At 49.5% G+C, this 22,867-nt stretch carries 21 protein-coding genes and 1 pseudogene; 9 read left to right on the forward strand and 13 right to left on the reverse strand.

Features of this window, described 5'->3' with window-relative positions:
* Positions 1-25: 25 nt before the first annotated feature.
* The 3 genes from PSH84_RS08455 to PSH84_RS08465 all read left to right on the forward strand — a co-directional run bounded on the left by PSH84_RS08455 (position 26) and on the right by PSH84_RS08465 (position 1,142).
* Complete coding sequence (locus tag PSH84_RS08455) at positions 26-394, forward strand: RidA family protein (RefSeq protein ID WP_122569111.1); 369 nt, start codon at positions 26-28, stop codon at positions 392-394.
* Positions 395-550: 156 nt separating this feature from the next.
* A complete protein-coding gene (locus PSH84_RS08460; RefSeq protein WP_077506678.1) occupies positions 551-868 on the forward strand; it encodes a type II toxin-antitoxin system RelE/ParE family toxin in 318 nt (105 codons plus the stop codon).
* Entirely contained in the window at positions 858-1,142 is a 285-nt protein-coding gene (locus PSH84_RS08465; protein WP_053178128.1) for a helix-turn-helix domain-containing protein, read from the forward strand. The genes PSH84_RS08460 and PSH84_RS08465 overlap by 11 nt, the downstream gene beginning before the upstream one ends.
* A gap of 35 nt (positions 1,143-1,177) precedes the next feature.
* Here PSH84_RS08465 and PSH84_RS08470 read toward each other — a convergent pair.
* The 6 genes and pseudogenes from PSH84_RS08470 to PSH84_RS08495 form a co-directional block, all read right to left on the reverse strand.
* Positions 1,178-1,708: pseudogene (locus PSH84_RS08470) on the reverse strand (tyrosine-type recombinase/integrase); the annotation flags it as partial.
* Between the two features lie 1,037 nt (positions 1,709-2,745).
* Positions 2,746-4,179 (reverse strand): hypothetical protein, encoded by a 1,434-nt coding sequence (locus tag PSH84_RS08475; RefSeq protein ID WP_305482605.1) that lies wholly within the window; start codon positions 4,177-4,179, stop codon positions 2,746-2,748.
* On the reverse strand, positions 4,167-5,783 hold the full coding sequence (locus PSH84_RS08480) for a VPA1262 family N-terminal domain-containing protein (protein WP_305482607.1): 1,617 nt from the start codon (positions 5,781-5,783) through the stop codon (positions 4,167-4,169). Before PSH84_RS08480 ends, PSH84_RS08475 begins: the two co-directional genes overlap by 13 nt.
* Positions 5,784-6,175: 392 nt before the next feature.
* Positions 6,176-6,757, reverse strand: a complete 582-nt coding sequence (locus tag PSH84_RS08485) for an SLATT domain-containing protein (protein ID WP_305482608.1) — start codon at positions 6,755-6,757, stop codon at positions 6,176-6,178.
* Positions 6,735-7,613 (reverse strand): SMODS domain-containing nucleotidyltransferase, encoded by an 879-nt coding sequence (locus PSH84_RS08490; RefSeq protein ID WP_305482610.1) that lies wholly within the window; start codon positions 7,611-7,613, stop codon positions 6,735-6,737. The genes PSH84_RS08485 and PSH84_RS08490 overlap by 23 nt, the downstream gene beginning before the upstream one ends.
* Positions 7,614-7,695: 82 nt before the next feature.
* The gene (locus PSH84_RS08495; RefSeq protein ID WP_305482612.1) at positions 7,696-7,875 is read right to left on the reverse strand and encodes a hypothetical protein; all 180 of its coding nucleotides are present in this window, start codon (positions 7,873-7,875) and stop codon (positions 7,696-7,698) included.
* Positions 7,876-8,133: 258 nt separating this feature from the next.
* Between PSH84_RS08495 and PSH84_RS08500 the strand changes: the two genes are divergently transcribed.
* The 6 genes from PSH84_RS08500 to PSH84_RS08525 all read left to right on the forward strand — a co-directional run bounded on the left by PSH84_RS08500 (position 8,134) and on the right by PSH84_RS08525 (position 13,962).
* Complete coding sequence (locus PSH84_RS08500) at positions 8,134-8,754, forward strand: SLATT domain-containing protein (RefSeq protein WP_305482613.1); 621 nt, start codon at positions 8,134-8,136, stop codon at positions 8,752-8,754.
* Entirely contained in the window at positions 8,747-10,030 is a 1,284-nt protein-coding gene (locus PSH84_RS08505; protein ID WP_305482615.1) for an SMODS domain-containing nucleotidyltransferase, read from the forward strand. The genes PSH84_RS08500 and PSH84_RS08505 overlap by 8 nt, the downstream gene beginning before the upstream one ends.
* A gap of 97 nt (positions 10,031-10,127) precedes the next feature.
* Entirely contained in the window at positions 10,128-10,997 is an 870-nt protein-coding gene (locus PSH84_RS08510; RefSeq protein ID WP_305482617.1) for a hypothetical protein, read from the forward strand.
* A gap of 27 nt (positions 10,998-11,024) precedes the next feature.
* Positions 11,025-12,056 carry a hypothetical protein gene (locus tag PSH84_RS08515; protein ID WP_305482618.1) on the forward strand — a complete coding sequence of 344 codons (1,032 nt, stop codon included), beginning with the start codon at positions 11,025-11,027 and terminating at the stop codon, positions 12,054-12,056.
* A 293-nt stretch (positions 12,057-12,349) separates the two neighbouring features.
* Complete coding sequence (locus tag PSH84_RS08520) at positions 12,350-13,441, forward strand: DUF4238 domain-containing protein (RefSeq protein ID WP_305482619.1); 1,092 nt, start codon at positions 12,350-12,352, stop codon at positions 13,439-13,441.
* Between the two features lie 203 nt (positions 13,442-13,644).
* The gene (locus PSH84_RS08525) at positions 13,645-13,962 is read left to right on the forward strand and encodes a hypothetical protein (protein WP_305482620.1); all 318 of its coding nucleotides are present in this window, start codon (positions 13,645-13,647) and stop codon (positions 13,960-13,962) included.
* A 60-nt stretch (positions 13,963-14,022) separates the two neighbouring features.
* On the opposite strand, the gene PSH84_RS08530 is transcribed toward PSH84_RS08525, so the two are convergent.
* The 7 genes from PSH84_RS08530 to PSH84_RS08560 all read right to left on the reverse strand — a co-directional run bounded on the left by PSH84_RS08530 (position 14,023) and on the right by PSH84_RS08560 (position 22,817).
* Positions 14,023-14,727, reverse strand: coding sequence for a hypothetical protein (locus PSH84_RS08530; RefSeq protein ID WP_305483161.1), 705 nt, complete (start codon positions 14,725-14,727; stop codon positions 14,023-14,025).
* 251 nt (positions 14,728-14,978) lie between these two features.
* The gene (locus tag PSH84_RS08535) at positions 14,979-15,791 is read right to left on the reverse strand and encodes a HEPN domain-containing protein (protein ID WP_305482621.1); all 813 of its coding nucleotides are present in this window, start codon (positions 15,789-15,791) and stop codon (positions 14,979-14,981) included.
* Between the two features lie 718 nt (positions 15,792-16,509).
* Positions 16,510-16,815, reverse strand: coding sequence for a hypothetical protein (locus tag PSH84_RS08540; protein WP_305482623.1), 306 nt, complete (start codon positions 16,813-16,815; stop codon positions 16,510-16,512).
* Positions 16,816-17,061: 246 nt separating this feature from the next.
* Positions 17,062-18,891, reverse strand: a complete 1,830-nt coding sequence (gene mobH / locus PSH84_RS08545) for a MobH family relaxase (RefSeq protein ID WP_305482625.1) — start codon at positions 18,889-18,891, stop codon at positions 17,062-17,064.
* 544 nt (positions 18,892-19,435) lie between these two features.
* The gene (locus PSH84_RS08550) at positions 19,436-20,299 is read right to left on the reverse strand and encodes an integrase domain-containing protein (RefSeq protein ID WP_305482626.1); all 864 of its coding nucleotides are present in this window, start codon (positions 20,297-20,299) and stop codon (positions 19,436-19,438) included.
* A gap of 1,209 nt (positions 20,300-21,508) precedes the next feature.
* Positions 21,509-22,306, reverse strand: coding sequence for a HEPN domain-containing protein (locus tag PSH84_RS08555; protein WP_305482627.1), 798 nt, complete (start codon positions 22,304-22,306; stop codon positions 21,509-21,511).
* The gene (locus tag PSH84_RS08560; RefSeq protein ID WP_305482629.1) at positions 22,263-22,817 is read right to left on the reverse strand and encodes a hypothetical protein; all 555 of its coding nucleotides are present in this window, start codon (positions 22,815-22,817) and stop codon (positions 22,263-22,265) included. The genes PSH84_RS08555 and PSH84_RS08560 overlap by 44 nt, the downstream gene beginning before the upstream one ends.
* Positions 22,818-22,867: the final 50 nt, after the last annotated feature.

Raw genomic sequence — 22,867 nt, forward strand, 5'->3', positions numbered from 1 at the left:
TTTCTCAATTCATGGAGTAAAACCGATGGCAACGATTCAACGTTTTCAGAGCAACGCGCGGATGTCCGGGATGGTCAGTCACGGCGACTTGCTCTACCTGTCCGGCCAGGTGCCCACTGATCTGCAGGTTGGCATCGAAGAGCAGACGCAGCAGGTGCTGGCCAAGATCGATGCGCTGTTGTCGCTGGCGGGCAGCGACAAGGGGAAGCTTTTGAGCGCGCAGATCTGGCTCAAAGACATTGATCGTGATTTCGCGCTGATGAATTCGGTGTGGGACGCCTGGCTGCCAGCGGATAGTGCTCCGGCACGGGCCACTGTTCAGGCACGTCTGGCGCGGCCTGAGGTGCTGGTGGAGATTATGGTTGTAGCGGTGAGATCTGCTTCTGGTGTTTGAGAGGGGCGGGGCGACTCATTCTTTCAGGCACAAAAAAGGCACTTGCGATAATCGCTAAGTGCCTGAACCACAGGAAGGTTGCCTGGATGATAAACGTGGAAGCATCCGACCAGCGCGTCTTGCATGTCTATACGGCCATGCCGTATATTTTTGGCAATGTATACGATCATCGAAACCGAAATTTTCAAGCGTTACGCTGAATCGATATGGCGTGATGACGAGCGTCAGGAGTTCATCACCTGGTTGGCTGCAAACCCGTTGGCTGGCGATGTGATTCCCGGCTGCGGTGGGTTGCGCAAGGTGCGCTGGTCTCGTGGCGGGATGGGTAAGCGTGGTGGTACGCGGGTTATCTACTACAACGCGCTTCCTGAAGGCCACATCTGGTTGCTGATAGCCTACGCCAAGGCGAAGTTCGACAACCTGCCGACCGCTTTCCTGAATCAATTGAAAGAGGAGATCAGTAATGGATCATGAAATGGAGAACTTTCAGAAAGACTTGTTGGCTTCGGTACGCCAAATGAAAGCTGGCAAGGCGGCACGCACAACCGAGGTGACGCTTTCGGCTGCGGCTGAGGCCAGGGCTAAAGTCGGTGTATCTCAAAGTGCATTTGCAGAGCTGCTGGGAGTCAGCCTGCGTACCTTGCAGGATTGGGAGCAAGGTCGTCGGCGACCTGCCGGTGCGGCGCAGACCCTATTAAGGGTTGCAAGCCAGCACCCTGAAGCACTGCGAGACCTTCAGGCCATCTGACACTGAATTGCGTCGCCAATAGCAACCGTTACCAATCAACGTATCGGAACGATTTTCCCGCTTCTCTCTCCATGGAGCGCCGTCACCGACAAATTGCCGGTGGCGGCCTTTTTTATGTACTCACTCCACCAAATAATCATCGGACGCCGGCGCTCAATGTAGTCAGCTCAGTTGTACGCGCTTCGGACTTCGTCTTTATCAACGTGGGCGAGTGCGACTTCAATCAACTCAGGATCCCATCCATGTTCGTTGAGGATGGTGCTGGCCATTGATCGCAGACCGTGGCTGACCAACCGATCCTGGAAACCCATACGCTTTAAGGCCATATTAGCGGTTTGGCTGTTTGCGTGGGTACGCGGATTTCTATCTGCCGGAAACACATGTTCCCGGTGGCCGCTGTAGGGCTTGAGTGTCTCTAGCAGCGCGAGCGTCTGCTCGCTCAGCGGAATGGGGTGCGCACGGCGTTTTTTCATGCGCTCCTTTGGTATGGTCCAGATGCGTTTGTCGAAGTCTATTTCTGCCCAGGTCCTCCCGGCAGCCTCGGCAGGGCGGGTCATGGTGTGCAGTAATACCAAAACGAGCGGAACTCAAAATTCGTCTGCGGAAGCCAATGGCCCTGAAACCCTTGGTTTCACTGAATTTCAGGCACAAAAAAAGACGTCCGTGGACGTCTTTAGATGATGAGGCCGGGGTAATCTGAACTGATCGTGTATCTAGCTGATTTTGAGTAATAAATTGGGTAAGATTTTTTTGATGGAATACGTTATGGAATACCACTGAGCGCGCTGTGTTTGTGTAACAATAATGGCTACGATGGCATGCTCGCAAGAGGGCACCATTATCTCCCAAGGTACGTCGCCTAGAAGGACCCATTGTCGGTAGCAACCGATCCGTATCTGACGTTTGCCAAAGGTAGAAAACGGTCAGAAGCGGGCATTTGACAGAAAGTACGCGATGACGAAATTTTTACTGTGGCTCCAATTCTGACCATAAACCTCTGCGCCCAATGCCGGCCATTACTGTTCCGTAGTCTTCAAAATTACAGACATTCACCTCAGCCTGGCTCGTCCACGTTGCTTCACATTCTTCGCATACCCACAGCGAAAGTCGTGTAGAGCGGACCCGCATTGCTCGAACGTAACCTTGGCCGCACCTTTGGCATTCAATCAGCATGTAAATAATAATCTCTGACAGGACTTAGGTGTAGTCTAATCCTATCGACCGCTTGTGGCCGTTTTCAGCCCTTCGCGACAGGCAGAAATCGGCCAAAAGCAGTCGGATGTGTCGCAAGCGATTTAGCTCTGCCGTGAGGAAGACGCATTTAGGGTCGTCCGAATTCCTCTTAGGTGGCATCCCACCACCGGCTTTACAAAAATTTCCTTTCGGCAGGCCATTGCTTAAAAAGCACTTACAATAAGTACATGGCAGTATCCACCTAGCAGAGCTACCCATCTGCTAGGTGAGTCTATGGCATTTCCCTTGTAATAATATTTCGGCAGGGATTGCCTTCTACTGTGATATCCGCACAAAAGACGCAATAGGAGGAGCGATGCCAGCTGAGGTAATAACTTTTTGTGAGGACGGTCGTGTTTGTTTTGTCAAACTATCTCCACTTGAGTTTTATATATGGAAGATTTGGTGTGTCATAGTCCCAAGCGCCATCATTAAAAATCCAGTCATCACCTAGGCTAACTTTGCTAGCATGCTTGTAAATTTTAAGTTGCGATAGTAATACGAACCACTCGCTCTTGCAGGGCACTACAGAGCGGAACCATTGATGGTGCAAAGTTGAGAGTTTATGTTCAATTTCTTGAATTGTAAGTTTTAGTTCGGTCTCGGCTATACATTCGACTGCATATCCGACGCAGGCATAATCAATTGTTGACCAATTTAATTCATGTAGAGATCTACGTTCGTTGCTCGTGCCAAATCGCCAATTGACCCATTTCTCATGTAGTCCTTGCCAGAGAGAAAGACGAACGTTCTCGGGAGCAGTTTTATGAAATTCTTTAAGAAGGGCTGACACCGCTTGTCTCTCTACGCAAGTACGCAAACCTCCATCAGAAATGATATTTAGATGTTTAATAAACGCTGGTTGTATTGATGTACTGCCATTCGCAAGAACCTTTGCTATAGTTGAATGAAGGTGCGCAGATCTTCGTGGAGAACTAACCAACATAGCTAATGCTGAGGACCACTCATGTGGGGTTTGGCTTAACTTCTGAAGAAAGGCGGTAGCGTCATATTGCTCAGATGATAATTCTTGCGCTTTTGGTGAGAGAATTTTTAGTAAAGTTGCAAATTGAATTAAAGAGTTTTTTGTATTGGTTCCGATTTTTAAGCTTTGGTTCAGAGTTAGAAGTTCCTGTTGCTGTAAAGCTATGATAACTTGGTGTTGACTAGATATGGCTTCCTCTAGTGTGTCTGGGGAATATGTGCTCAAAATATCAGTAACTTGCATCTGGAAGATAGTAGGTTGTGGAAAGCTCAAGCTCCTAAGCGCGGCATCCATGGCGACCCAGTCCTTGGAACGCTCCGCATCTCTTAATTGAGGCCATTCGAGCGAAGCTGTTTCATAATTCGGGATCGCCAGCCCAGCTAGTAGTTTTGAAAGAGATCGCAGTAGCGCATCGCTAATTATTATTTCGCTCGGTAAGTCCTTCCAAAATGACTCTTCTTTTTGACAAAACTGCGCAACCAATAATAAAGATGTCAAAATTGAATCGTTAGGATCTTCTTTATGAGTCCATTCTTTCAGTGTTCGTTTAAACCACGCAAACATGGCTATCCATTTTTGAAATTGCTCGGGTGTAGGTTCTATTTGATTTAGGATGTAGTTAAAAATTGAGTTGAAGTCCTCGATAAACTCGTGAGTCAGTTCTTCTAGAGTATCGTAATCATAGAAAAGAGCGTTAAGAGATTTTTTTCCTAGTAGAGTGATGGCGTTTAATAGTTTTACTGGAGGTGCCTCGTTGCAGGTCATCGGGCAAACGGTTATGGCGTTCAAAATTTTGTTATCGTCCCTTAAATTTTGCATATGAGTTGCTCCTCCTTGTTTAATGTATGCCAAAGCTCAAGAAACGCATCCATGATGAGCTGTCCATCATCTACACGTTGCAATATATGATGCTGTTTTCCCAAGCTATTAACAGATGTTCCTAAAGACCAGGCAAGCGCGCCATGATTTTTATTTGGAAAAATAAGGAATCTGTCATGGAATCGCCATCCACTGGAATTAACGCGTGCTCTGAACTCAAATCGAAGCCCTCGTTTGTTGCAATTTGCGCTTTGTAATATTAGTTTTTGGCTTTGAACAAAAGTGTCGGGGCCTGGTGTGGTGCAAGAGCATACTGGTGGTTCTTTTCCCGCTGATATAGCGCGGAGATCTACGTATGAAAACGTTGAATGAAACAAAGTATCTAACACATCATTCATGTCTAAGAACGGATCCCAGAGCCATGCTGCTTCTTTTCCATGAGTATTAATGAGCCAGCGAACATCCGATAAAGCTCGATCTCTCTCTGCGGTTTCTTGTCCAGGTAACGGCTTATATTGAACGAAGCGACGCTGGTCTTTCAGTCTGCGGATTTCTTCGGTATACATCCGCTTTGATGCCCACTCCTCATTAGGGTTCGGCTTATTCCCAATACGGCTAGTCTGAAGAGTTATTAACGAAACTTTTTTTGTAATGATATCATCGCCCGTGTGGCGTATGAATGTTCTTGGTTCACTCTCTATTATGTGAATGCCTAAGTCGATGTTGTTTATGAAATTCATCGCTCCAGTGCTACTAATCAAAACTTCGTTCTCATCATCCCATAAGTATGCTGAATAATCACCAGGGCCATCTGGTGTTGATATGGTTGTTGAAGTCGATTTTATTTCGAAGGAGCGGAATACCGCGTCGAGCTTATCGTATTTTCGATATAAAACAAGGCGTAAAGGGCGAGGCGTTATCCCTTCTAGCCACTCTACATCTACGTTGAACTCAGATCGGTCGGCGGGTCCGCTAAATGAAGAAACAACGGCTGTTACAGGTAGTTGAATAATGATGTTTCCTAAGCGATCTGAGATTTTCGCAAGGTTGATTGGTAGCGCCGCTTTTAGCTCCTCAGACAGTTCTTGAAGGCTTTGAGGTGCTTCAAAGAACTCGGATAGCGAATTTTTCTCTGAATCGGCCCATTCAAAAAAGTAAGAGCCGTTCCAATAGTTATTTTTAAGTATGTTGTTTATTATTATTTCTTGAGCTGAATCCGATGGTGCGAACTCAGGTGGCTTTGCCGTTAAATTTCCAGTTTTTAACTCTTTGCTAGAGCCTTTCCAAACTCCACTTGTATCTAGTGTTACAAGAGCTTCAATCAGGGTCTCTGCACTTTTCGTATAGCGTTTTACGCCAAATGACCAGTGCTTCAAAGTTTTAATTTTTAGCAGGCTATTTGTAAGATAAGATTCGCTGTCATCTGTCAGAGAAGATTTTTGTTCCGCGACGATTACTGTGAGCAGATTGACTGGTGGTTTGCCTTTAATTAATCCGAATATTTCTGTTACTTCGAAACTGTTATGCAGGCCAAGAACTCCAGGCGCTATGAGTTTTTGTAATGATTTTAACGAGTCATTGGAGTCCCACTTGTCTTTAGGCATTTTTTAGTCCCTTAATATGAGGAAGAAGATAGCTATCTTAAAAAGATAAACATTTAATTAATGATGTCAATATGATGTTGGTCGACGTTTCACATCGAGGGCTTCGAGCTGCAAGGGTTCGGAGCGGACGATTACCTTCCCTCCACCGTACATGGGGTGACTTCATTGAGGTGGATTCAGGCAATCGGTAATCAACAAGGCAGTCTCGACGATGGGGTCTTTGAAATAATCCGTGGGCATTACCGGAGTCACCTTGCGTGACCGGCTGAAACCGATCCGAAGCAGCCGTTCGGATTTTTATTGTCAGTGGCTGCTTGAAGCAATGCCTGTGATTTACCCCGCGCCCTTGAATGGAAGGTAGGTGGCCCCCCGTTATTGACGACCACGTGTCGCTACGGCGTAGTGCCAGCGTTTTTACGCAGTTGTTTCGGTAGCATCCTATTCAGTTCCTCGTCGCTAAAGAAAAGCTCTTCCGCATCTTTGAGGGCCTTCTGCGCGGCAGCATAGCTCTTGCCATTGGTCCTCGGCGCCGCTCTGTAGATGTCCTCCAAAGCAGCGTTTAGGCGGTCGCGTTCTCGGCGCACCTCTTCCACGGGTCGACCGTCTTGCAGGTCCACCAGTAGGCTGAGAAGAGCTTCTCGTACACCCCACAGTTTCGCACCGACCTCAGTGTGCAGCTGCGCTTGCTCGCCAAGGGATGCCTCTTTGAAGTACAGAGCGCAACCAGCCACGATGGTCGATAGGACTGCCCCGACCGCCGTCGCTCCTTTGCTCTCGCCAAAAATGGCTACCAGCAAGCTGGTGGTAGTTGCCGCTGAAAGCACGATTTCGATGAGTTTGATGCTCTTGTACCGGGCGACATAGGCGTCGGCCATCTTCTGGTGGGTCTTGTGCGTATACGCGGCGCGGCCATACAGCTCGCGTAGTTGGCCTTCGAGCGCGGTGGTCATACTAGCTGGGGAAGTCGGTGCCATAGATGCCCCTGTAAAGTTGTTTGGCAGTGTAGTCATAGTTGTGCTGCTGGTTGTCGATGGCTTGCTTCGTGCGCAGCTCGGCCTGCCGGGCTTTGTACCGGAAGCCACTGCCGTAGACCCACGAGCCGCTGCCCGGCGCCGTCCAATACGTCTTATTAGCATCTTGATTGGCAAGGAAGGCGAAAAAGTCCCTGGTCATCCAGTCGTAGTAAACGTAGGACTTGTCCTTGTACGCCCAGCCGTCGATAAACTGATATGCCAAGGTGTCGATGAGCATGCCGCTCAGGGAGACGTTGTTCTGATCACGCCATGCCCGCGCCATGCGCGCCAGAGCAACCAAGTTGCCGTTGCACGAAGAATTCCGCGTGCTGAAGGCCGTCAACTCCTGCTTTGGCTTGCAAGCGCGCCAAGAACCTCCGTTGTTTGTGTCCGCGAACGTGTAGCCGCCCCCGGTGTTCAAGAACGCTGGCAGCACCTCGAACTTCACCCCATCATTAAACCGGAGGACAACGACTTGTCCGTCTCCGCCGATTTCGGTGATGGAGTAGGTTTTCATGATGGAGGCACGCACGTGTGCCAATAATGCCGACTGACCGTTGCCTGCATGGCCATTGAAACGGGCATACAGCTCGCTGGGAAGCTCGTAGAGCAAGTCCACGTCGCTCACGCTCGGGATGGCTGTTGAGCGTCCATATGAGCCGACATAGAACCGGTACCTCGTCTTCGAGTCGAGGCTACGTAGATCAGCGTTCAGCTGGCCAACTATACGGCTCGTGCGATAGCCGATGGAGCTTCGTTTTTCCGTGCCAATGCGGATGTTTCCACAGAATGTTTGAAACCAGTCACCAACACCCATAATCCCTTCCTCCTTTATTCCCCTAACGTGCTTTATTTCCGTTTTCCGATACGCCTCCTAGTATGGCCACTGCATCATCTAATTAAAGGGGCGTGCGCACGAGGTGATTTGCGTACAGCGTCGGAAGGCGATCCATGGCATTCAATCCTGTTGCGTTGTCGCAGTGTTTTAAATAATCACCGAATGATCCGTTTGCGTCGAAAATTTCCTGCTGAGCATTTTTATCTGCCGGTACCAACAGGTCTGGGTCGGTAGCGGCCATCGCTCAGGGCTGTTTCCCAGCAATTGCGGGGCTCGTGCATCGCAGCTATAGGTCAAAATAGCCACTTGTTCGATTTTCTCCTACCGCTCGTCATCCCAGTTCAAATTAGGATTGTGATAACGTTCGCAAGCCCTCTATCGCAGCGACTGCAACCTGCTGCGTCCAAGGCAAAAAATGTTTATCAGGCGATCGGGTGACCTCGTGATCCAACGACACTGAGGTGGGCAAAGCCATAGGGATTGCGCTTAGAGGTTCACAATGGATCAACAGATAGCGCTGCGAATGATCGCAGAAAAGGCGTACGACGTCGGGTACACCGCCAAGCTTCACTTCTCCACCTATGACATCGTAGAGAAAGCGCCAGGGTGGATCGGCATGATCTCACTGATTATCGGTGTCCTCTCCCTCTACATCGACGTTCTGGCGGCCAAACACGTCTCGGCAGTTATTACGGTGGTCGGGATTTGCAGCCTGTACATCACGTATTACTCAGAAACGAAGGGGCAGTATTTTCAGGCTGGTACCACGCTGACCGAGCTATTTGATCGGTTGAAGTTGCTGCATGCTCAATGCAGGTCTGCAACTGGGTTCACGTCTGCGCATCAACATGAGCTAGATCTCATTACAGATGCATTCAGAAAGGCGTGTCTGACCAAGCACATCCTGTTCTCTGGATGGCTTGCGCACAAAAAATTTTTCTGGGATCAACAAGTCGGGTGGATCGATGAGTTCAGGAAATTTTCTCTACTCAGGGACAAAATCCCATTCTCATTCTACGCAGTGATCGCCGCATTCTTGATAGCCCTAATCGCGATGCTTTGTATCAACTCAAACCCCGATTTTGTCGTAACCCTGCAAAGGATTTGCACCCATGAGTAAAGAGCTTTTCGAAGAGTTTCGAAAGAACTTGGCGGTCAAGAATGCCGATGAGATCTCCAAGAGTTATCGTCAAATCACGGAGAAGCTCAACGGCAAATACTACGACAGTGAATCCACTACCTTGCACTGCCGCCAAGTGGGCTCGTACGGACGCCACACGGCTGTGCATGGCGTGAGTGACCTGGACATGGCCTTCGTGTTGCCATGGTCAGTGTATAACCGGTTTCAGAAATACGAGAACAACGGGCAATCGTCGCTGCTTGGCGAGATCCGGTTGGCACTCAAGGAACGGTTTCCTAACCATACTGTGCGGGCTCAGCAGCAGGTAGTGTCGGTCGATTTTACGGATTATGTGGTCGAGGTCTTACCCGTTTTCGAACACGATGACGGGAGCTACACCTACCCGGATGCCAACGACGGCGGCACCTGGGAGTCCTGCGACCCGGTCGCAGAAATTGATGAGATCAATCGTCTTAACCAGGACAAAAACTACAATCTCAAGCGGCTCTGCAAAATGGTACGTGCGTGGAAAAATGATCACGGCGTGCCCATGAAAGGGATGCTCATTGACACTCTGTGTTACCAGTTTCTGAAAAGCACAACCGACTACGACGAGGAGACCTATTCAGCCTATGGAGAGATGTCCCGAGACTTTTTTGCGTATCTGGTGGACATCGATGAGGACAAAGAGCAGTGGCGAGCGCCGGGTAGCGGTTCGATCGTAAGCAAATCTGGCCGATTCCATCCTAAAGCCAAAAAAGCTCTACGGCGATTGCAGGAGGCCTTGGACGATTCCGATGTTGCCCATGAGCGGTGGAGTACGGTCTTCGGTGAGCATTTCCCTGAGTACGTTGAGCAAGAGAAACAGCAAGCGATCACCGAGGGACGGGTCAAAAACACTGAACAGTTCATCGGCCAAAAATTCAACCTCGACATCCAATACAGCCTGCGCATCGACTGTAGCGTCAAGGATGAGGGCGACCGGCTTCGTAATCTCATGTCTAGGATCATGACCTATAGAATTCCGAAGGAGCGAGAGCTGACCTTTTGGGTAGCTGAAACGGACGTTCCTGCTCCATATAAGATCTACTGGAAGGTGAAAAATGTAGGCCCCGAAGCGATCGTACGAAATATGATTAGGGGGGATATCAGGATGGACAGCGGGTCGCATCAGATCACCGAGCGATCGAGCTTTCAAGGCGATCATTATGTGGAATGCTTTGCGGTCAAAGAAAACGTCTGCGTCGCTCGTAGTCGAATTGTCGTCCCGATTTGAGTTTCAAGGAAAAATCTCAACGTTCGGCAGCGCGAATAAGGCTTAAAGATAAGCGCAATATATAGCCCGTAAATCAAGAAGCTTTTTAGGTTGATCTATGACTTCCGTCGTATGCTGGTTGAATAATGACGTTTGGTATCCAGGGATCTGGGCTGTTTCAGACTCTCGCGTTTCAAGTGAAGCAGGATCAATGACAGATAGTCTTCCAAAGCTATTCGCAATACCTGTCAATATTTATGATGGCGAAGGAGCAATTGTAAGGCAGAACCCAAAGCGGATACTGAATATTGGATTTGGTTTTGCTGGAAGCACTTTAATTGGGGCCGTTGTCAAAGATATCCTAACATTGTGTTTGGATAACCTGTCCGAAACTACATACTACGATGAAAAAGGAATAATCAATATACCGCTAAGCGAACGCGTGCCGACTTTAGAGGAGGTGGCATTGCTAGCGCAGAAAGTCGCTGTAAAATACTTGCTAAATGTGGGGTTTTGTCACCCCCAGAATGCGCGATGTGAAATTGTGTTATTTGGCTATTGCGCTCGAAAAGAATCGAATAGAGCTTTTTTACTAAAGAACTCACCTGAAGCGCCAGGTTCTATGTCTATTGAAGAGAAAGACATTAATGAGGGCATTTATATAGTTCTAGGAGATAGAAAAGAAGAAGTGCTGGCAATGATTGAGGCAAAAAATCAGAAATGTTTTTCTGAGCCGTATTATGAAGGGCGAGGGCCAATTGTAGCGCTTCAGCAAATAATAAGGAACTCCTCAGCTCCTACGATTGGTGGATATGTTCAAATATGTGTGGCCACTAAGTTTGCAGCTCGCACTATGTACTTATCAGACGACTCAAGTCGTATATGTCCACTTCTTGGTTTCGATTTGCATACAGACCTTGGACAGCTAGGCGGGTTTTCATTTGACTTCTCACCTAGCTTATCAATCAATGAGAAACTGATGGATTAAATACAAATAAAATATGGTAACAATCACATGCATCTAATAGATGGTCACCCTCATCAGCCTTCAGGCTTTACCCTACGCGCGTACCCGCAAGGCAATATCCTCAACACCATTTTCCAAGCGCACGACTTGGTTGACGGCAGATTAGCTTTGTCAGAAGTCATGTTTAGGGAGTTTGACTCAGAGCTTGAATTCTTGATGCAGGAGTTGCGAAAGCACCGGCTAAGCAAGCAGGGCTGGACGATAGATAGGCAATTTCGTGGCAATGATACCTTCCAAGCTATGGTCGGAGGCAGTGACGGGAATTACCGAATTGATATCGCTGCTGGAACATTGCTAGTGGCCCTATCGACCGCTATTGAATTATGTGCTCTTGAAGAGAGCAGCATCACCTACGGCTTGGCAAATCAGTATCGTCCAGGGGAAAACTCAATTCGGTGTTTATTTCCGGGCGTGCATCAGCCTGAAGAGGCAGGATTCGAGGCGTTGGGCTTGGCACTAGATGCCTGTCTCCTGCTTTATTTTCACGAACTAGCTCACGCGATCCACGGCCATTGTGACTACGAGCCAGAAAACGATGATGAAGCAAGAGCGTTAGAGTCAGATGCAGATTTCAATGCAGGTACCATGTTCGGGGTTTGGGTTTGGCACCTGCCTGCAACCTACAGGAAACCTAAATCAGAAGAGGATATGTTCAGGCGCATCATCAGAGCGTCCTACCTCCTTGGGACATTACTGAAAGCTATGTCAGCGCGTTCAACTGAGTATCACCATCCCACCAATCGCATCCGCACTTTCCTGGGGGGAGGGGTGTTTGCCTTTGATAGCTTAGGGAAGTCAATGAAATTTGACGAAGTCAAAGACGGGGATGTCTATTGGGAGCAAAAAATTACTTCGTATTGCAAGTCGCTCAAGGATGCCTTGGGACGTTCTACTCTCAGTGCTTTCCAAGGTACGGAAATAGACATTGAAGAGGATCGTCGTCAAATGGAAGAGGTCACTGCCCAGGTGCTGAATAGGTTAAAAGATGGGCCGCTGATGCAGTTTAAACTGAAGATTTGACGAGGATCTTGGCGGAAGCAGGTGGTATCAGGCCTGTTCTATGCCGCAGGCCCAAATTGACACTGCCGCCACTGAGCGCGAAGAGATTTCGCGCCCAGTGGTGGTCGGGAGTCACCGATGCCATTTCCGGATTCGACGTCATCATAGAAAACCGTTGCGCTGGCATCATCAAGCAACGGTTGGTATAAATCCAAACGCCGTCGCCGCAGAGAATTAAGCCGTTTAATCACTGACAATTTGAATCTTCTGTCTCGCAGGAAACGGGTGAAAAAAGGACTGAGATTTGCCCATGCATGGAGTTGAACATTGCATCTAATAAAAATCAGCATTTTGTTCCGCGTTGTTATCTTAAGCCGTTCACGATCAAAGGTGAAGGTGCTGCTATCAATGTTTACAATCTTGATAGGCAGAGGCTCATAACTAATGCGCCGGTAAAAAATCAGTGCTCTCGCGACTATTTTTATGGGCAAGACGATAAGCTTGAGAAGGCTATCCAGTCGCTGGAACAAGGGTACGGCTCGATTATAAATGAGATCACTCAGCCTGGCTGTAAATTCCAGTCGCACCATCAGTATATTCTTCAAGTTTTTTGGCTGTTTCAATATCTGCGAACCGAAGGTGCATGCAAGCGAGCGGCAGAGATGTATGCCGATATGTTCGAGCCTGTTGGTCTCGACAGCGACTTTTCCATGAGTATAAAAGATGCAGTACAGACGGCAATGGGCGCCTTTGCTGATAACATGGACGTTGTGTCTGACCTCAAAATCTGTCTGCTTAAGAATGCTACCAACGTGCCGTTCCTTGCCTCTGACGATCCCGCAGTCTTAACTAATCGGTGGCAGCTGGAGGACAAGCGAACTCGTGGTGGCTCTCTCGGCCTCAGGGATGCCGGGGCGATATTACTACTCCCATTATCTCCAACGATATTTTGTCTAGGCTATGATCCGGATGTCTATAGGGTTCCGAGTGACAGCAGTTGGTTAACAATACGTAAAACCACTGATGTCGAGGCGCTCAATGAATTTCAAGTCTTAAATTGTCGCGCCAATCTTTTTGTCGGCAGCCTGGATTATGCTGATGGACTACACCGCTTTGTTAATAATTTCATTCATCACAGGCCAGCAGCAAGGCATACCGTCAACTTTGCGATTTTTGAAGGAGAGGAGACGCAAGAGCATAAAAAATATCGAGTGGTATCCAAGTCAGATTTTAAAAACGCCCGTGATGGCATCATGCATGCTCAAACGATATCTCAAACCCCGTCGCAATGGCCTAGTTTCCTGCTCCGCCGGAATAAAAGCTGTGCTTACTACAATGGCACCGGAATAGGATACCTCCCGGCAGATGCATGCAGCGGTGATAGAAACCGCTCAACCTTTTTTTAAAGTTTCTCCGTATAGGTAGAACTCGAAAAGAGCAATAGTTGGCACATGATGATAAGCGCACTCTGCGCATGCTCATTTCTACCCTTATCGTGGGGCCTTTAGAACGAATCCAGGCCATCATCGGGGTGGTTTCTGTCTGTCCGTAGTGGGTCGACAGCAGTTTTGGGCGACTGGCCGCTTTCGGCCAAGCAGACCTTCCTTAAATGTCCAAACAGGTTAACAAACCAGGTACCGGCCCAAGTTTAGGTGAAGACGGCATGACACTTTCCAAAGGTAATATCATAAAGCTAATCAATATTGATCGAGCAACGGTAGTGCTCTCTGATTGGTTAAACTCTCGGGAAGCGACTCCTGGAGATATCGCCGAGGTGGAAGAGATTTCAGTGGGTGAGGCTGGATGTATCGTTCGCTTGCTGTGCGAGCCATATGCAGGATTTCTCAAATGGAGAGCCTCATATTTTGAGGCTGGATTGACCTATGAGGTGCTGAGTAGCTATCCCAATGACGTCCCCATTGAATGACACGCGATGTCTCTGGAGATGGCGTTTTGGGGAACACTATTGTATCAGCACAGGTTGAAGTCAGCTTTTCGAGCATCCGGGAGCATCGGGTCGTTCATAGGGGTAAAACAGGGTCTCTGTCGTAATGCTTTTGAGGCCCTGCTTTGGCAGCTGTAATGTTCGAAACGCAACTCCAGACTTGTCACATCTTTGCAGTTGGAGCAGATACAGCATGTCTTCCGACTCGGCGACCTGGCACCCCTCGTACTGATCAAGATTTGCATAGACCACACGACGCTTAATACATTCCGATGCCTGCTTCAGCGCTGCGGAGCGGCCATCGTTTGAGGGCAACCTCACCAACAAGAACCAAGCAGAAAACAGCAGGCCGGCGATTATGCAGATCGATCCAACGCATACGGCAATCCCTCGGTTTTCGATCGCACGCTTGAGAACATGGGCAATCCATTTTGGGGGTGGCTGGAACTCGCCCGGCATTTCTCTAGTTTTTTCCAGCAGAAGTAAGAGAAAAGCGACGATTCCGACTAGAGCCATGCCAAAAGCCAAAGCCCCAATGTAAGACCCAAATCTGGCAGCTCCGTAAGCAAGGATTTCCTGAGCGCCGATGCCCAATCGTTCGATAGCAACATCCATCGTCAGGTAATACTTCTCAAGGTAAGCGTACCCGCTGAGCGTGAATGCTCCGATCATGCTAGCGATGAGTAGAGTGGCTTCGATGCGCAGGTGTGTCCTGAGTCGTTTGGGGCTTGCGTCTTCCGTGGCCATGTCGGTCAAGCTGGCATTCCTGAAAAAGGATTAGAGAAAATTGTACCTCAGGCTTTTCATCAATCGAACGAGTGGCTGCCAACAGGTGTTTTAGATCTGCGCCTGATCGATCGAGAGGGTGCCTAGTGGGCTCAGATATCTAATGTTCTGCCTCTGGCCGATTTCTGCCTGTCGCGAAAGGCAGAAACGGCCAGAAGCGATCATCGGATGTTCGTGAAAAAGGAGCAATTCAGTTTCTGGTTATCACTGAATTAGTCTTGCCCCAGTGCCCTTCTTTTCGCCAGCTGCCGGTACTCCTCTTGGAGTGGTTTGGGCACTTTTAAAAGCTTAGCGACGTCATCGATCAGATCAGGGTCAAGCCACAGAGGCGCATTGCTCATGTGCATATGATTTCTACGACTTACCTTCTTGCGATTGCTCGTGCTGAACATTAGATTTTTCCAGACCAGAGCCGATCTGGCAGGGTCGTTCTTGTCCACTAGCATCTGTTCCAGACGCCCCCCAACTAGGTCGCCTTCTCTGGGAGCAGTTAGTTCCCGCTCCTGTATTGCTTTAACGTTCTGCTCCAGCACGGCGCGGGACGGCTCATCTGCATAGTGCATTACATCTAAAGGCTGGCAGTACTGGCGAATCCGCCAGACCATCTGATCCAAATAATGCAGCTCATGGCCCATCACGCCAACGTGATTCAGAAAATATCTATCCGAATCCCACTCAGCGATTGCTTCAAATACTTCCTTTTGCCGCAAAGTAAGAGGAATTTCAAACCCAAGTTCTTTTTCTATTAGCGTTAAGGCTTTCGATATGTCGTGCCCGATAGTTAGAGCGCTGACACGGTGAAGGGTGAGGATGCCTTTCAGGTATTTCTCTAGTGCCTGCTCCGCTGACCACAAAAACTGAGGAACGAGTCGATGTCTAGCTGCTAGGCGAGCGGCGACGTAATCCCCATCACCTGTGTCTCTTAAGCAACGAATTATTGCGGAATTGACTTTAGCGTGCTTAGTCGGAGGCCTGTATCCAGAGGTATCCATTTCTCTTCTGAACCTTGAATTGAAAAGACTCATTGTCTCAAGTCCTGCGACATGCCGATAGTACTCGAGCACTAGGTGACCGAAGGGAATAACCGTCAAAAATCCTTGCGTCTGCTTACCCGTATCGAGGTATTAAATATTTTCTGAGCCCTGGGAGAAAGTCAGCCCTTCCACTAAAGGATGCGGAGTTGAATCGCCCTGAGATCCCGAGACCTCCTCGGGCATCATATTGAGAATTGGGGCAAAAGCTTTTTTTGATACAGCCTCCTATCGGAGGCTGTATCTCGCCGATTTAATGGTTTGACGAACGTCTGCTTTGGGTCGATTTCGGCCACCCGCGGCAGGCAGAAATCGGCCGATTCTGTTGAAAAATCGACCATGGTTTCCACGGCAAAAAAGTAAGCGCTTGAATTGAAATCTTTACAACCTTCCATGGTGAATGCGCGATGCAGCAAGCAAGTTTTCAGATTGACTCCCGGCCGGGAACGTTGCCCAGCCAAAATTACTCAACGAAAGGAGAAGCTCTTAAAGAGTTGGTAGATAACGCATGGGATGCGGATGCAGAAGAGATGGGACGTGCATAAAAAGGCGGCGACCAATCAAAGGCAAGAAAGGGGGACGGGAAATTTGCTGGGTGATGTCCGCTGTGGGAGGGTCGAGCTCGCTGTCTTGCCCGCCGCCAAGAACCGCGAAAAAAAATCACCTGTCGAAGGACAGGTGATTTTCGTGGCTTCAGTAATCGCTAAGAAAACTATAAGAAGGCTTTCATCGCCGCGATCAAGATGCCGATCGTCACGGCGAGCATGGAAGCCATACGAATGGACAACTTGAGATCGGATTTAGCGATCTCTACAGTCAGCCGATGATTAGTATTAGCAATCTCAGCGGTCGCCTTGCCGATTTCAGCAGTTAACCGCTGGTCAAGACTTGTGAGATCACTTTTCGTCGCGAGTAGTGTGAGCATGTCAGATTCCAATGCTTGGATAACAGCTTCGGCTTTGAGCTCAGGCACGTCGATTGCGCGCAGTGCCTGATACATCGCCAGTTCCATTTTCATTAAGGCCTCCTAAACCAAAAAAGGCCTTCCCCACGACAGGAAAGGCCCGTCGTGGGTGGGAAAGTCATGCTTCCATCGACATTCAAGTCGACTGTCCGCGCTGCCGGAAGCTATGCGGTCATATGATGGATCCTGCGGAGAACCGCAGCGCCGTCTTGAAGATCCTGGCGGCTGGTGCTGAGCGAATCAGCGAGATGCATAGCAAAAATGCCCCTGGGGGGCGTTTGCTGTCAATCCGAAAAGCGGTTATCGAGTGTTTCCTAATGTTGTGTGAGGCTTCTCACTGCCTGGCGTCACCAACTTCAGATTCGGGTTGTTGGGGGACGAATCGCTTATCAAGCCATAGTGCTTTTTCAAGAAATAGCCGTGCAAGAAACGTGTTCTGCGCGCGCCGCTGAGCTCACATGTCCAGATGCAGCGACCGTTCGCTTGTATACGGTGCAGTTTCATTTTCCCAAAGCGCCTTTGAACCCATTCCCAGTCAGACTGGCCCTGTCTTTTCGAGATGCAGGCGAAATGGGGAAATGCTTTCGCGTAGCGTTGGAAGATTCCAGGAGTGACCAAGAAGAGTGTGTCTTCGACGGAGTGCACCAGCGCTTGATCGTCATTCATGATGATCTCCTGAGTGCGCACGCCTTTGATCAGCCACTCCATGAAGTGTTCGCCGCTTGGCTTCACATACTTGTCTGGTACGGACGGTTCTTCTGCTGAAGGTGCACATTCGGTGATAGGTGCGGACTCGGAGTCTTCAGGCCACTTGGAAGGCTCGCCGAATCGATTCCTCAATGAGTCGAGAGAGTCGGGTGATACTGTATCTGGCAGTGATGGATCTGATTGTATGGTTATGGTCGCTGGCTTATTGGTCTCAGCTGCAGTGGTCGCCTGCGCGGGGGCATCGCTGGTAAACGTTGCCGCAGACGGGCCCTCAAGTAGATCAACTGTCACCTTGCCCGTGAAAGCAACTGGACGCGCTCTACCGTTCCAGATCAATGCCGGTAATAGTTTCAGGACAGTGAAGTTTTGCAACCAACCCCTCTCGCTCGTGACAGTCACTTTCCAGATGGCTTCCCCATCGGCCGTGGGCAGGGCAATACCGTACTCCAGCAGTACATCGAGTACAGCGATCTCTTGTTCTGGCACTCCATCAACACCCTGAGAGAGGAGGTGGTGATGAAGCTTGTCTGATACGTTTTTGCTGACCAGCCATAGAGCCTCTCGCGTGAGCCAGCCATCCGAGGCTTCGGGCTGGTTGAGCTTTAGCTCTGAGGCGAGTAGGTAGCGAAGGCTGTCGAGGAGTTTGTGTCGCAGTGCATGTTTTGCGACAGACATCGCGTTAATTGGGCCACTTCCCATAGCTTTGGCTACGGAAGCTTGATCGGCTTGAGTAATGAGGGCGCCGAGTTCGCCAGTATGTTCGCTATGGCCAGACCAGTGGAATATTAGAGAGGCCCACAGTTCAGGGAAGGCGGAAAGCCAGTCTAGGATTTCCCTGCTTAATAGCTGCTGGATCATCAGGCAGGATGCGGCCCCGCGCAGTCGATGCTCGCGGTCTTTTCGGTATCGAAATCGGTAAGGTCGAGTCAGCGGTCCGTGCCATGGGTGCCAGGCGCAGCCATCCGAATATTCAACCTGGACATCAATCGCAATCTTGCCAAGGTTTTCCCCCAGGCTGGCGTATGCCAGTGCGGCATTCCACGCTTCTGCTTGAGCTATCTGAACTTCTGGTTGCGCTCCTGAGGGCAGTAAGCGTGATGGGCGCATTTTGAGAGCGTACGTAATTACTTCCAGGCCATGGTCCAGCATCCCACCGGAATATGTATGGTGCTGGCTTTCGGAGGCCGGCAGAAATTGGACCAGTTCGGCGTATCGTCTAATTGGGTCGAGATAAAGTTTATCGAATTGAGGGCGGGATACGGCGGTGCACTGCCAGATCTGCTCCAGCAATTTTTGTTTGTGGGGAGTGGCCAAGAGTGATTTTGCAGATTGGGGTGTGGTCAGACCGGCGGGTGATGTTGGGCTGGCTGCAGCGGTAGGGCCGAGTGCACGCCGAAGCTTGCGATGGAACAGCGAGAACATAATTGCTCCTGTCGAGAAGAAGAGGAGGTATTCGCTTGGTAACGATATGGGCAGCACTCATGAGTGATGGAGGAGTGCTTAGCTTCGAAGCGCCGATATAGACTTGTCAGCGGGCAAAGCGCGGAGCGAGCGAGCCGGATTGGTCCCTAGAGACAGCGAGCGGCTTCTTGCTACGTCAGAGGAGTCCCTCAGTCATCCACGTTTGCATGGTTGATCAGATGACCGAAGCCGGGAATGCTCGCCGAGCAGGCATTCCATGTCTCGTGCCTATAGGACACGCATCCGGCCAGTGCAGAAAGATTAAATGCGTCACTACGCATCTCCGTATTAGCTGGAAATACGCTTGGTTAGGTCGAGGCGCTAACGAGGTGCGGAGCAAGACCGCAGAGTCCAGCTCTGAGAATGGCGACTGTCATGGAAATGGCCGCTCGATCGTTCGGGGCGACATTCGTTGAAGCCTAGGGCATCACGAGTACCTGGAGCTTTAGCCCCCGAATGTATGGAGAAGCAGACTTTCACGACTCATTGAGTTCGAGCACCCTGATTATCGTCCAAGGTATGTCGCAGTAATTTGTGTTCTCTCATGCCCAAGTTCACGGCTGATAATTTGTCGAGCAACACGGTCTTGAGAGCGCTGCATTGGGCTCAATTTCCTGGAAGAGATTCCTCCTGCCGCCGGTGCCTTCCGCCCTGTCAAAGCTACGTAACGGCTTTGTGCATAATGATGACGTAGCCCATGCATGTGGCTCAGGCCTGCTGCCTTGCACTGACCGTCGTAAGTGTTTCTCTGCTGGATATACGTTTTCTGAGCCGGGATTAATGAGCCGGTTCCCGCTAGACGATGCGCCGCGTTCAATACCTCGCGCTGTAGCGAAGTTGTGACTGGCACAGAGCGATCACGTCCACCCTTCGTCCATGATCCCTTGAGGAGAATGTGATCTCCTTGATCCGCATACTTGGGCTGAAACTTGATCGCTTCCTCACGGCGTAGTCCAAACGCCGACTGAAGCTGGAGGCTCATGTGCACATGAGCGTCGGTGATCTTGCCAAGGCCTGTTCCCAGTTCCTGGGCTTTGTTGACGTAAGTGACGAAGCGCCGGTCGGCCACTCCCAGTTGCGTGTTGTCCGCGGGGAGAATGCCAGCCTTGCCGATTTTTTCAGCCCACCATCGAAGGTGCGCAAGCCGATTTTTGATGGTGCCAGGTGACAGGCCTTCGCCTTGCCAGCGATCCAGCAGTGCCAGTACGTGTTTGCCTTTGAGCGAGGGCGCTTTCATCTGCCGGAAACCAGACTCGCGCAGTTGGCGAGCGATCAGCCCCAATGAGCGGATACGGTCGGCCTGAGTGTTGTGACTGCCATCGCGATTGCGTCGGCAAAGTTGTCGCAGGGTGTAGGTCAAATCGTCCATATCCCATCTACGCTCACGGGCTTTGAATTGTGTTGTTGTCCAATCCTGAAAATCATTGGTAAGTGTTGGTGCCAACTCGCTAGGCGAGATCCCCGAAGGGCAGGGGCATGGTGTTCAGGAAACACCGGTGTCTCGACTGAGACGTCCGTCTTTCTTCCTGCTGGAAGGCCGGACGGAGATGGAGCGGGATGAACGAGTTTTTAGCGTCGATGAGAACTCCAAAGAAATGGGTGGGATAGTTAAATGGGAGCAGTCGCGTTGTACAAAGGACCGCTGCCAAGGACGATGCAGTAGCGGAACATCATGGAATAAATCCGATAGAACAAAAGTGGCTCCGCCCCATCGGGTATGGGTCGGTATGCTTTTGGAGCCTTGCTTACCTGGCTAACTCCATCCTGCTGGATCAGCGCTTGCAGGAGTCTTGCGCTGTTGGGATGACGACGTTCGAACCTGTCGTCTTAGGTTTTTGCTGGGCCAATGTAAGGGGGCATCATCATGTATGCCACATTCTTTAGGGTTCAGGATTCGCCCGTGATGTTGGGGCGTTGGCTGGGCCGTCACTGCGGATTGCAGTGACGGCCGAGTTCATGACTTGCGCGCATCCGGGCAAAAACTGGTTCTGCAGCAGGTGCATATTTATCCATCGCCTGTGGTACTGACGCGACCTTCGGCCTTGTCGGCTCCCTGCGCAGGTGCGGCATGGTCCCCATGCCACGCCTGCGCAGGGAGCTTGCGTGAAAAGCGGAACTGGGAACTACGTCGTCCATGCATGCCATGTGAGCAGTATGGTATGTCGTTCGCCCCCGAGTCCTATCAACTATGTTGAGTCGAGCTGATCCAGTGTGCGGTTCAGCGCTAACTCGCGCAGTATAATGATCTGCGCAATGATCAGCAGGGTGTTGCGACTGGTGGCCCCCAACTGGTCTACCAGGTTCAATGTATGACATTAGCCAATGCCAGCGGCTCGCATGCATGGGGGAGCAAGTCGGTGACGTTGGTATCTGGATTGACCGAGAGCTTTCTGCCGTAGGTCTGAGGCGGATGATGCTAGCAGCCACAATGGGGCTGCTAGGACCCGTTGTCGATAAAAATCGACCCATATCTGACATTTGCCAAAGGCAGGAACGTTCAGGAATGGACAGTCCGTTCGCATCTACTTGCTAGTTAACTAACGGCCACCGAGCTTGTGGCCGAAATCCTCAGGGGTGATTAATTAGCCTCTGAAGTCGCTAGTATTGAAGGGGTTCTTAATAAAGATTTCTGAGCAAGTTCTTTTAAGTCGTCTAGCGGCTTGCTCCCGAAATGCTTTATATATCTCTGATATTTTGGCCACTCAGCAATGTAACGACTCCCTCCGTGAACAAGCTCATTTCTTAGGTCAAAAAGCCATGATGTTTTTTCTTCGGACTTTTCATCCAGTCCGAGAGTTTTTATGCCGGCGATGATAGATGCCTCGACAGACCCGCGTTGCCCAAATAATGCATCAAGCGCAATAAAATAATTAATGTATGATTCTATATCTTCGGAGTTCATGGCGCGATTGAAGAAGTTTGCAGATTTTTTTATGCGCTGCTTATGTTCTTCAGGGCATCTGCTGAGTGATGATTTGTACCAATCTGCTGTTTTTCTAGTGATTTCGGCGTTTATTGTAATTTCCGATGCGTAAAATGGAGAGAGAGCACCACAATCACTAAGTGTTATAGAATGGTCGGGAGTGGTTTTGTGAGGAAATTGCAAGCAACGTGTAAATGGTTGAGCTATTGATTTGTGATAACGATACTTGGAGATTTCTGAGGCGCAAGCGAAAAGTACAGTTATGAACATTCTGATTTTTAAAGTGCTTGAGAATTTTGCACCTTCCTGAGTTCCATACTCTTCAGTGAGTAAAATATACCTGAACTCATAGCCAGCGTTGAAAGAGAATCTACTGTGATCCGTAGCTGGGGATTTTGGTGTCCAGCCGTCAAAAAATGTATCCGTTGGTGGAAAAGTTCTGCCAAGCTGCATCATCGCTACAGGATATTAGACGTACTCCCTCTTCGGTCAGGCAAAGAGATGGTCCGTTAAATCTTGGTAAAGGATAAATCGTACACCTTTTGCCTATCATGTTCTTTAGGTCGAATTTAATCTCATCTAATATGCTCTTTGTAAAATCAATAACTGATACAAGGCCTCTGCACTCAAACAGGTTGGGCTTTCTAGAAAAAACCACGTTGTCACCGTCAAAGAGTGGTGAGTCTAAACAAATTTTTTGCAGTGTTGATGTTATGACGTTGCTAACGGTTTCAGTGTCGCAGTCTTTAAAGCCATGCTCTGTTTCGATGATGAGGAAAGTTAATGAGTCAATGGCATTGAAAGTGTCTGGGCTATACCACCAAGTAAGTCCAATCCCGCCGGAGAAAGAAAATGGCTGCCGTCTACCCGCAAAAAACTGCGCAGCCGGTATATCGTTTTCACAACCAGGTTTCAAAAGAATTGAACGCATCAGTCTTGCTACTTGAGCCTGAACTCGATCCATCGATAGGTCTCCACATTCGAATATGATCTTTAGCTTAGGATACCCATTCA

Origin of the sequence: Pseudomonas beijingensis, assembly GCF_030687295.1 — a bacterium.
Taxonomy (GTDB): domain Bacteria; phylum Pseudomonadota; class Gammaproteobacteria; order Pseudomonadales; family Pseudomonadaceae; genus Aquipseudomonas; species Aquipseudomonas beijingensis.

What these genes read in the sequence shown, in the direction of transcription:
- PSH84_RS08505 (WP_305482615.1), top strand. Translation starts at nt 8,747, where the DNA reads ATGAGTAAAGAGCTTTTCGAAGAGTTTCGAAAGAACTTGGCGGTCAAG.
- PSH84_RS08460 (WP_077506678.1), top strand. Translation starts at nt 551, where the DNA reads ATGTATACGATCATCGAAACCGAAATTTTCAAGCGTTACGCTGAATCG.
- PSH84_RS08525 (WP_305482620.1), top strand. Translation starts at nt 13,645, where the DNA reads ATGTCCAAACAGGTTAACAAACCAGGTACCGGCCCAAGTTTAGGTGAA.
- PSH84_RS08555 (WP_305482627.1), bottom strand. Translation starts at nt 22,306, where the DNA reads ATGCAGCTTGGCAGAACTTTTCCACCAACGGATACATTTTTTGACGGC.
- PSH84_RS08500 (WP_305482613.1), top strand. Translation starts at nt 8,134, where the DNA reads ATGGATCAACAGATAGCGCTGCGAATGATCGCAGAAAAGGCGTACGAC.
- PSH84_RS08475 (WP_305482605.1), bottom strand. Translation starts at nt 4,179, where the DNA reads ATGCAAAATTTAAGGGACGATAACAAAATTTTGAACGCCATAACCGTT.
- PSH84_RS08540 (WP_305482623.1), bottom strand. Translation starts at nt 16,815, where the DNA reads ATGAAAATGGAACTGGCGATGTATCAGGCACTGCGCGCAATCGACGTG.
- PSH84_RS08560 (WP_305482629.1), bottom strand. Translation starts at nt 22,817, where the DNA reads ATGGATCGAGTTCAGGCTCAAGTAGCAAGACTGATGCGTTCAATTCTT.
- PSH84_RS08490 (WP_305482610.1), bottom strand. Translation starts at nt 7,613, where the DNA reads ATGGGTGTTGGTGACTGGTTTCAAACATTCTGTGGAAACATCCGCATT.
- PSH84_RS08485 (WP_305482608.1), bottom strand. Translation starts at nt 6,757, where the DNA reads ATGGCACCGACTTCCCCAGCTAGTATGACCACCGCGCTCGAAGGCCAA.
- PSH84_RS08455 (WP_122569111.1), top strand. Translation starts at nt 26, where the DNA reads ATGGCAACGATTCAACGTTTTCAGAGCAACGCGCGGATGTCCGGGATG.
- PSH84_RS08550 (WP_305482626.1), bottom strand. Translation starts at nt 20,299, where the DNA reads ATGGACGATTTGACCTACACCCTGCGACAACTTTGCCGACGCAATCGC.
- PSH84_RS08535 (WP_305482621.1), bottom strand. Translation starts at nt 15,791, where the DNA reads ATGAGTCTTTTCAATTCAAGGTTCAGAAGAGAAATGGATACCTCTGGA.
- PSH84_RS08480 (WP_305482607.1), bottom strand. Translation starts at nt 5,783, where the DNA reads ATGCCTAAAGACAAGTGGGACTCCAATGACTCGTTAAAATCATTACAA.
- PSH84_RS08530 (WP_305483161.1), bottom strand. Translation starts at nt 14,727, where the DNA reads ATGGCCACGGAAGACGCAAGCCCCAAACGACTCAGGACACACCTGCGC.
- PSH84_RS08515 (WP_305482618.1), top strand. Translation starts at nt 11,025, where the DNA reads ATGCATCTAATAGATGGTCACCCTCATCAGCCTTCAGGCTTTACCCTA.
- PSH84_RS08520 (WP_305482619.1), top strand. Translation starts at nt 12,350, where the DNA reads ATGGAGTTGAACATTGCATCTAATAAAAATCAGCATTTTGTTCCGCGT.
- PSH84_RS08510 (WP_305482617.1), top strand. Translation starts at nt 10,128, where the DNA reads ATGACTTCCGTCGTATGCTGGTTGAATAATGACGTTTGGTATCCAGGG.
- PSH84_RS08495 (WP_305482612.1), bottom strand. Translation starts at nt 7,875, where the DNA reads ATGGCCGCTACCGACCCAGACCTGTTGGTACCGGCAGATAAAAATGCT.
- mobH (WP_305482625.1), bottom strand. Translation starts at nt 18,891, where the DNA reads ATGTTCTCGCTGTTCCATCGCAAGCTTCGGCGTGCACTCGGCCCTACC.
- PSH84_RS08465 (WP_053178128.1), top strand. Translation starts at nt 858, where the DNA reads ATGGATCATGAAATGGAGAACTTTCAGAAAGACTTGTTGGCTTCGGTA.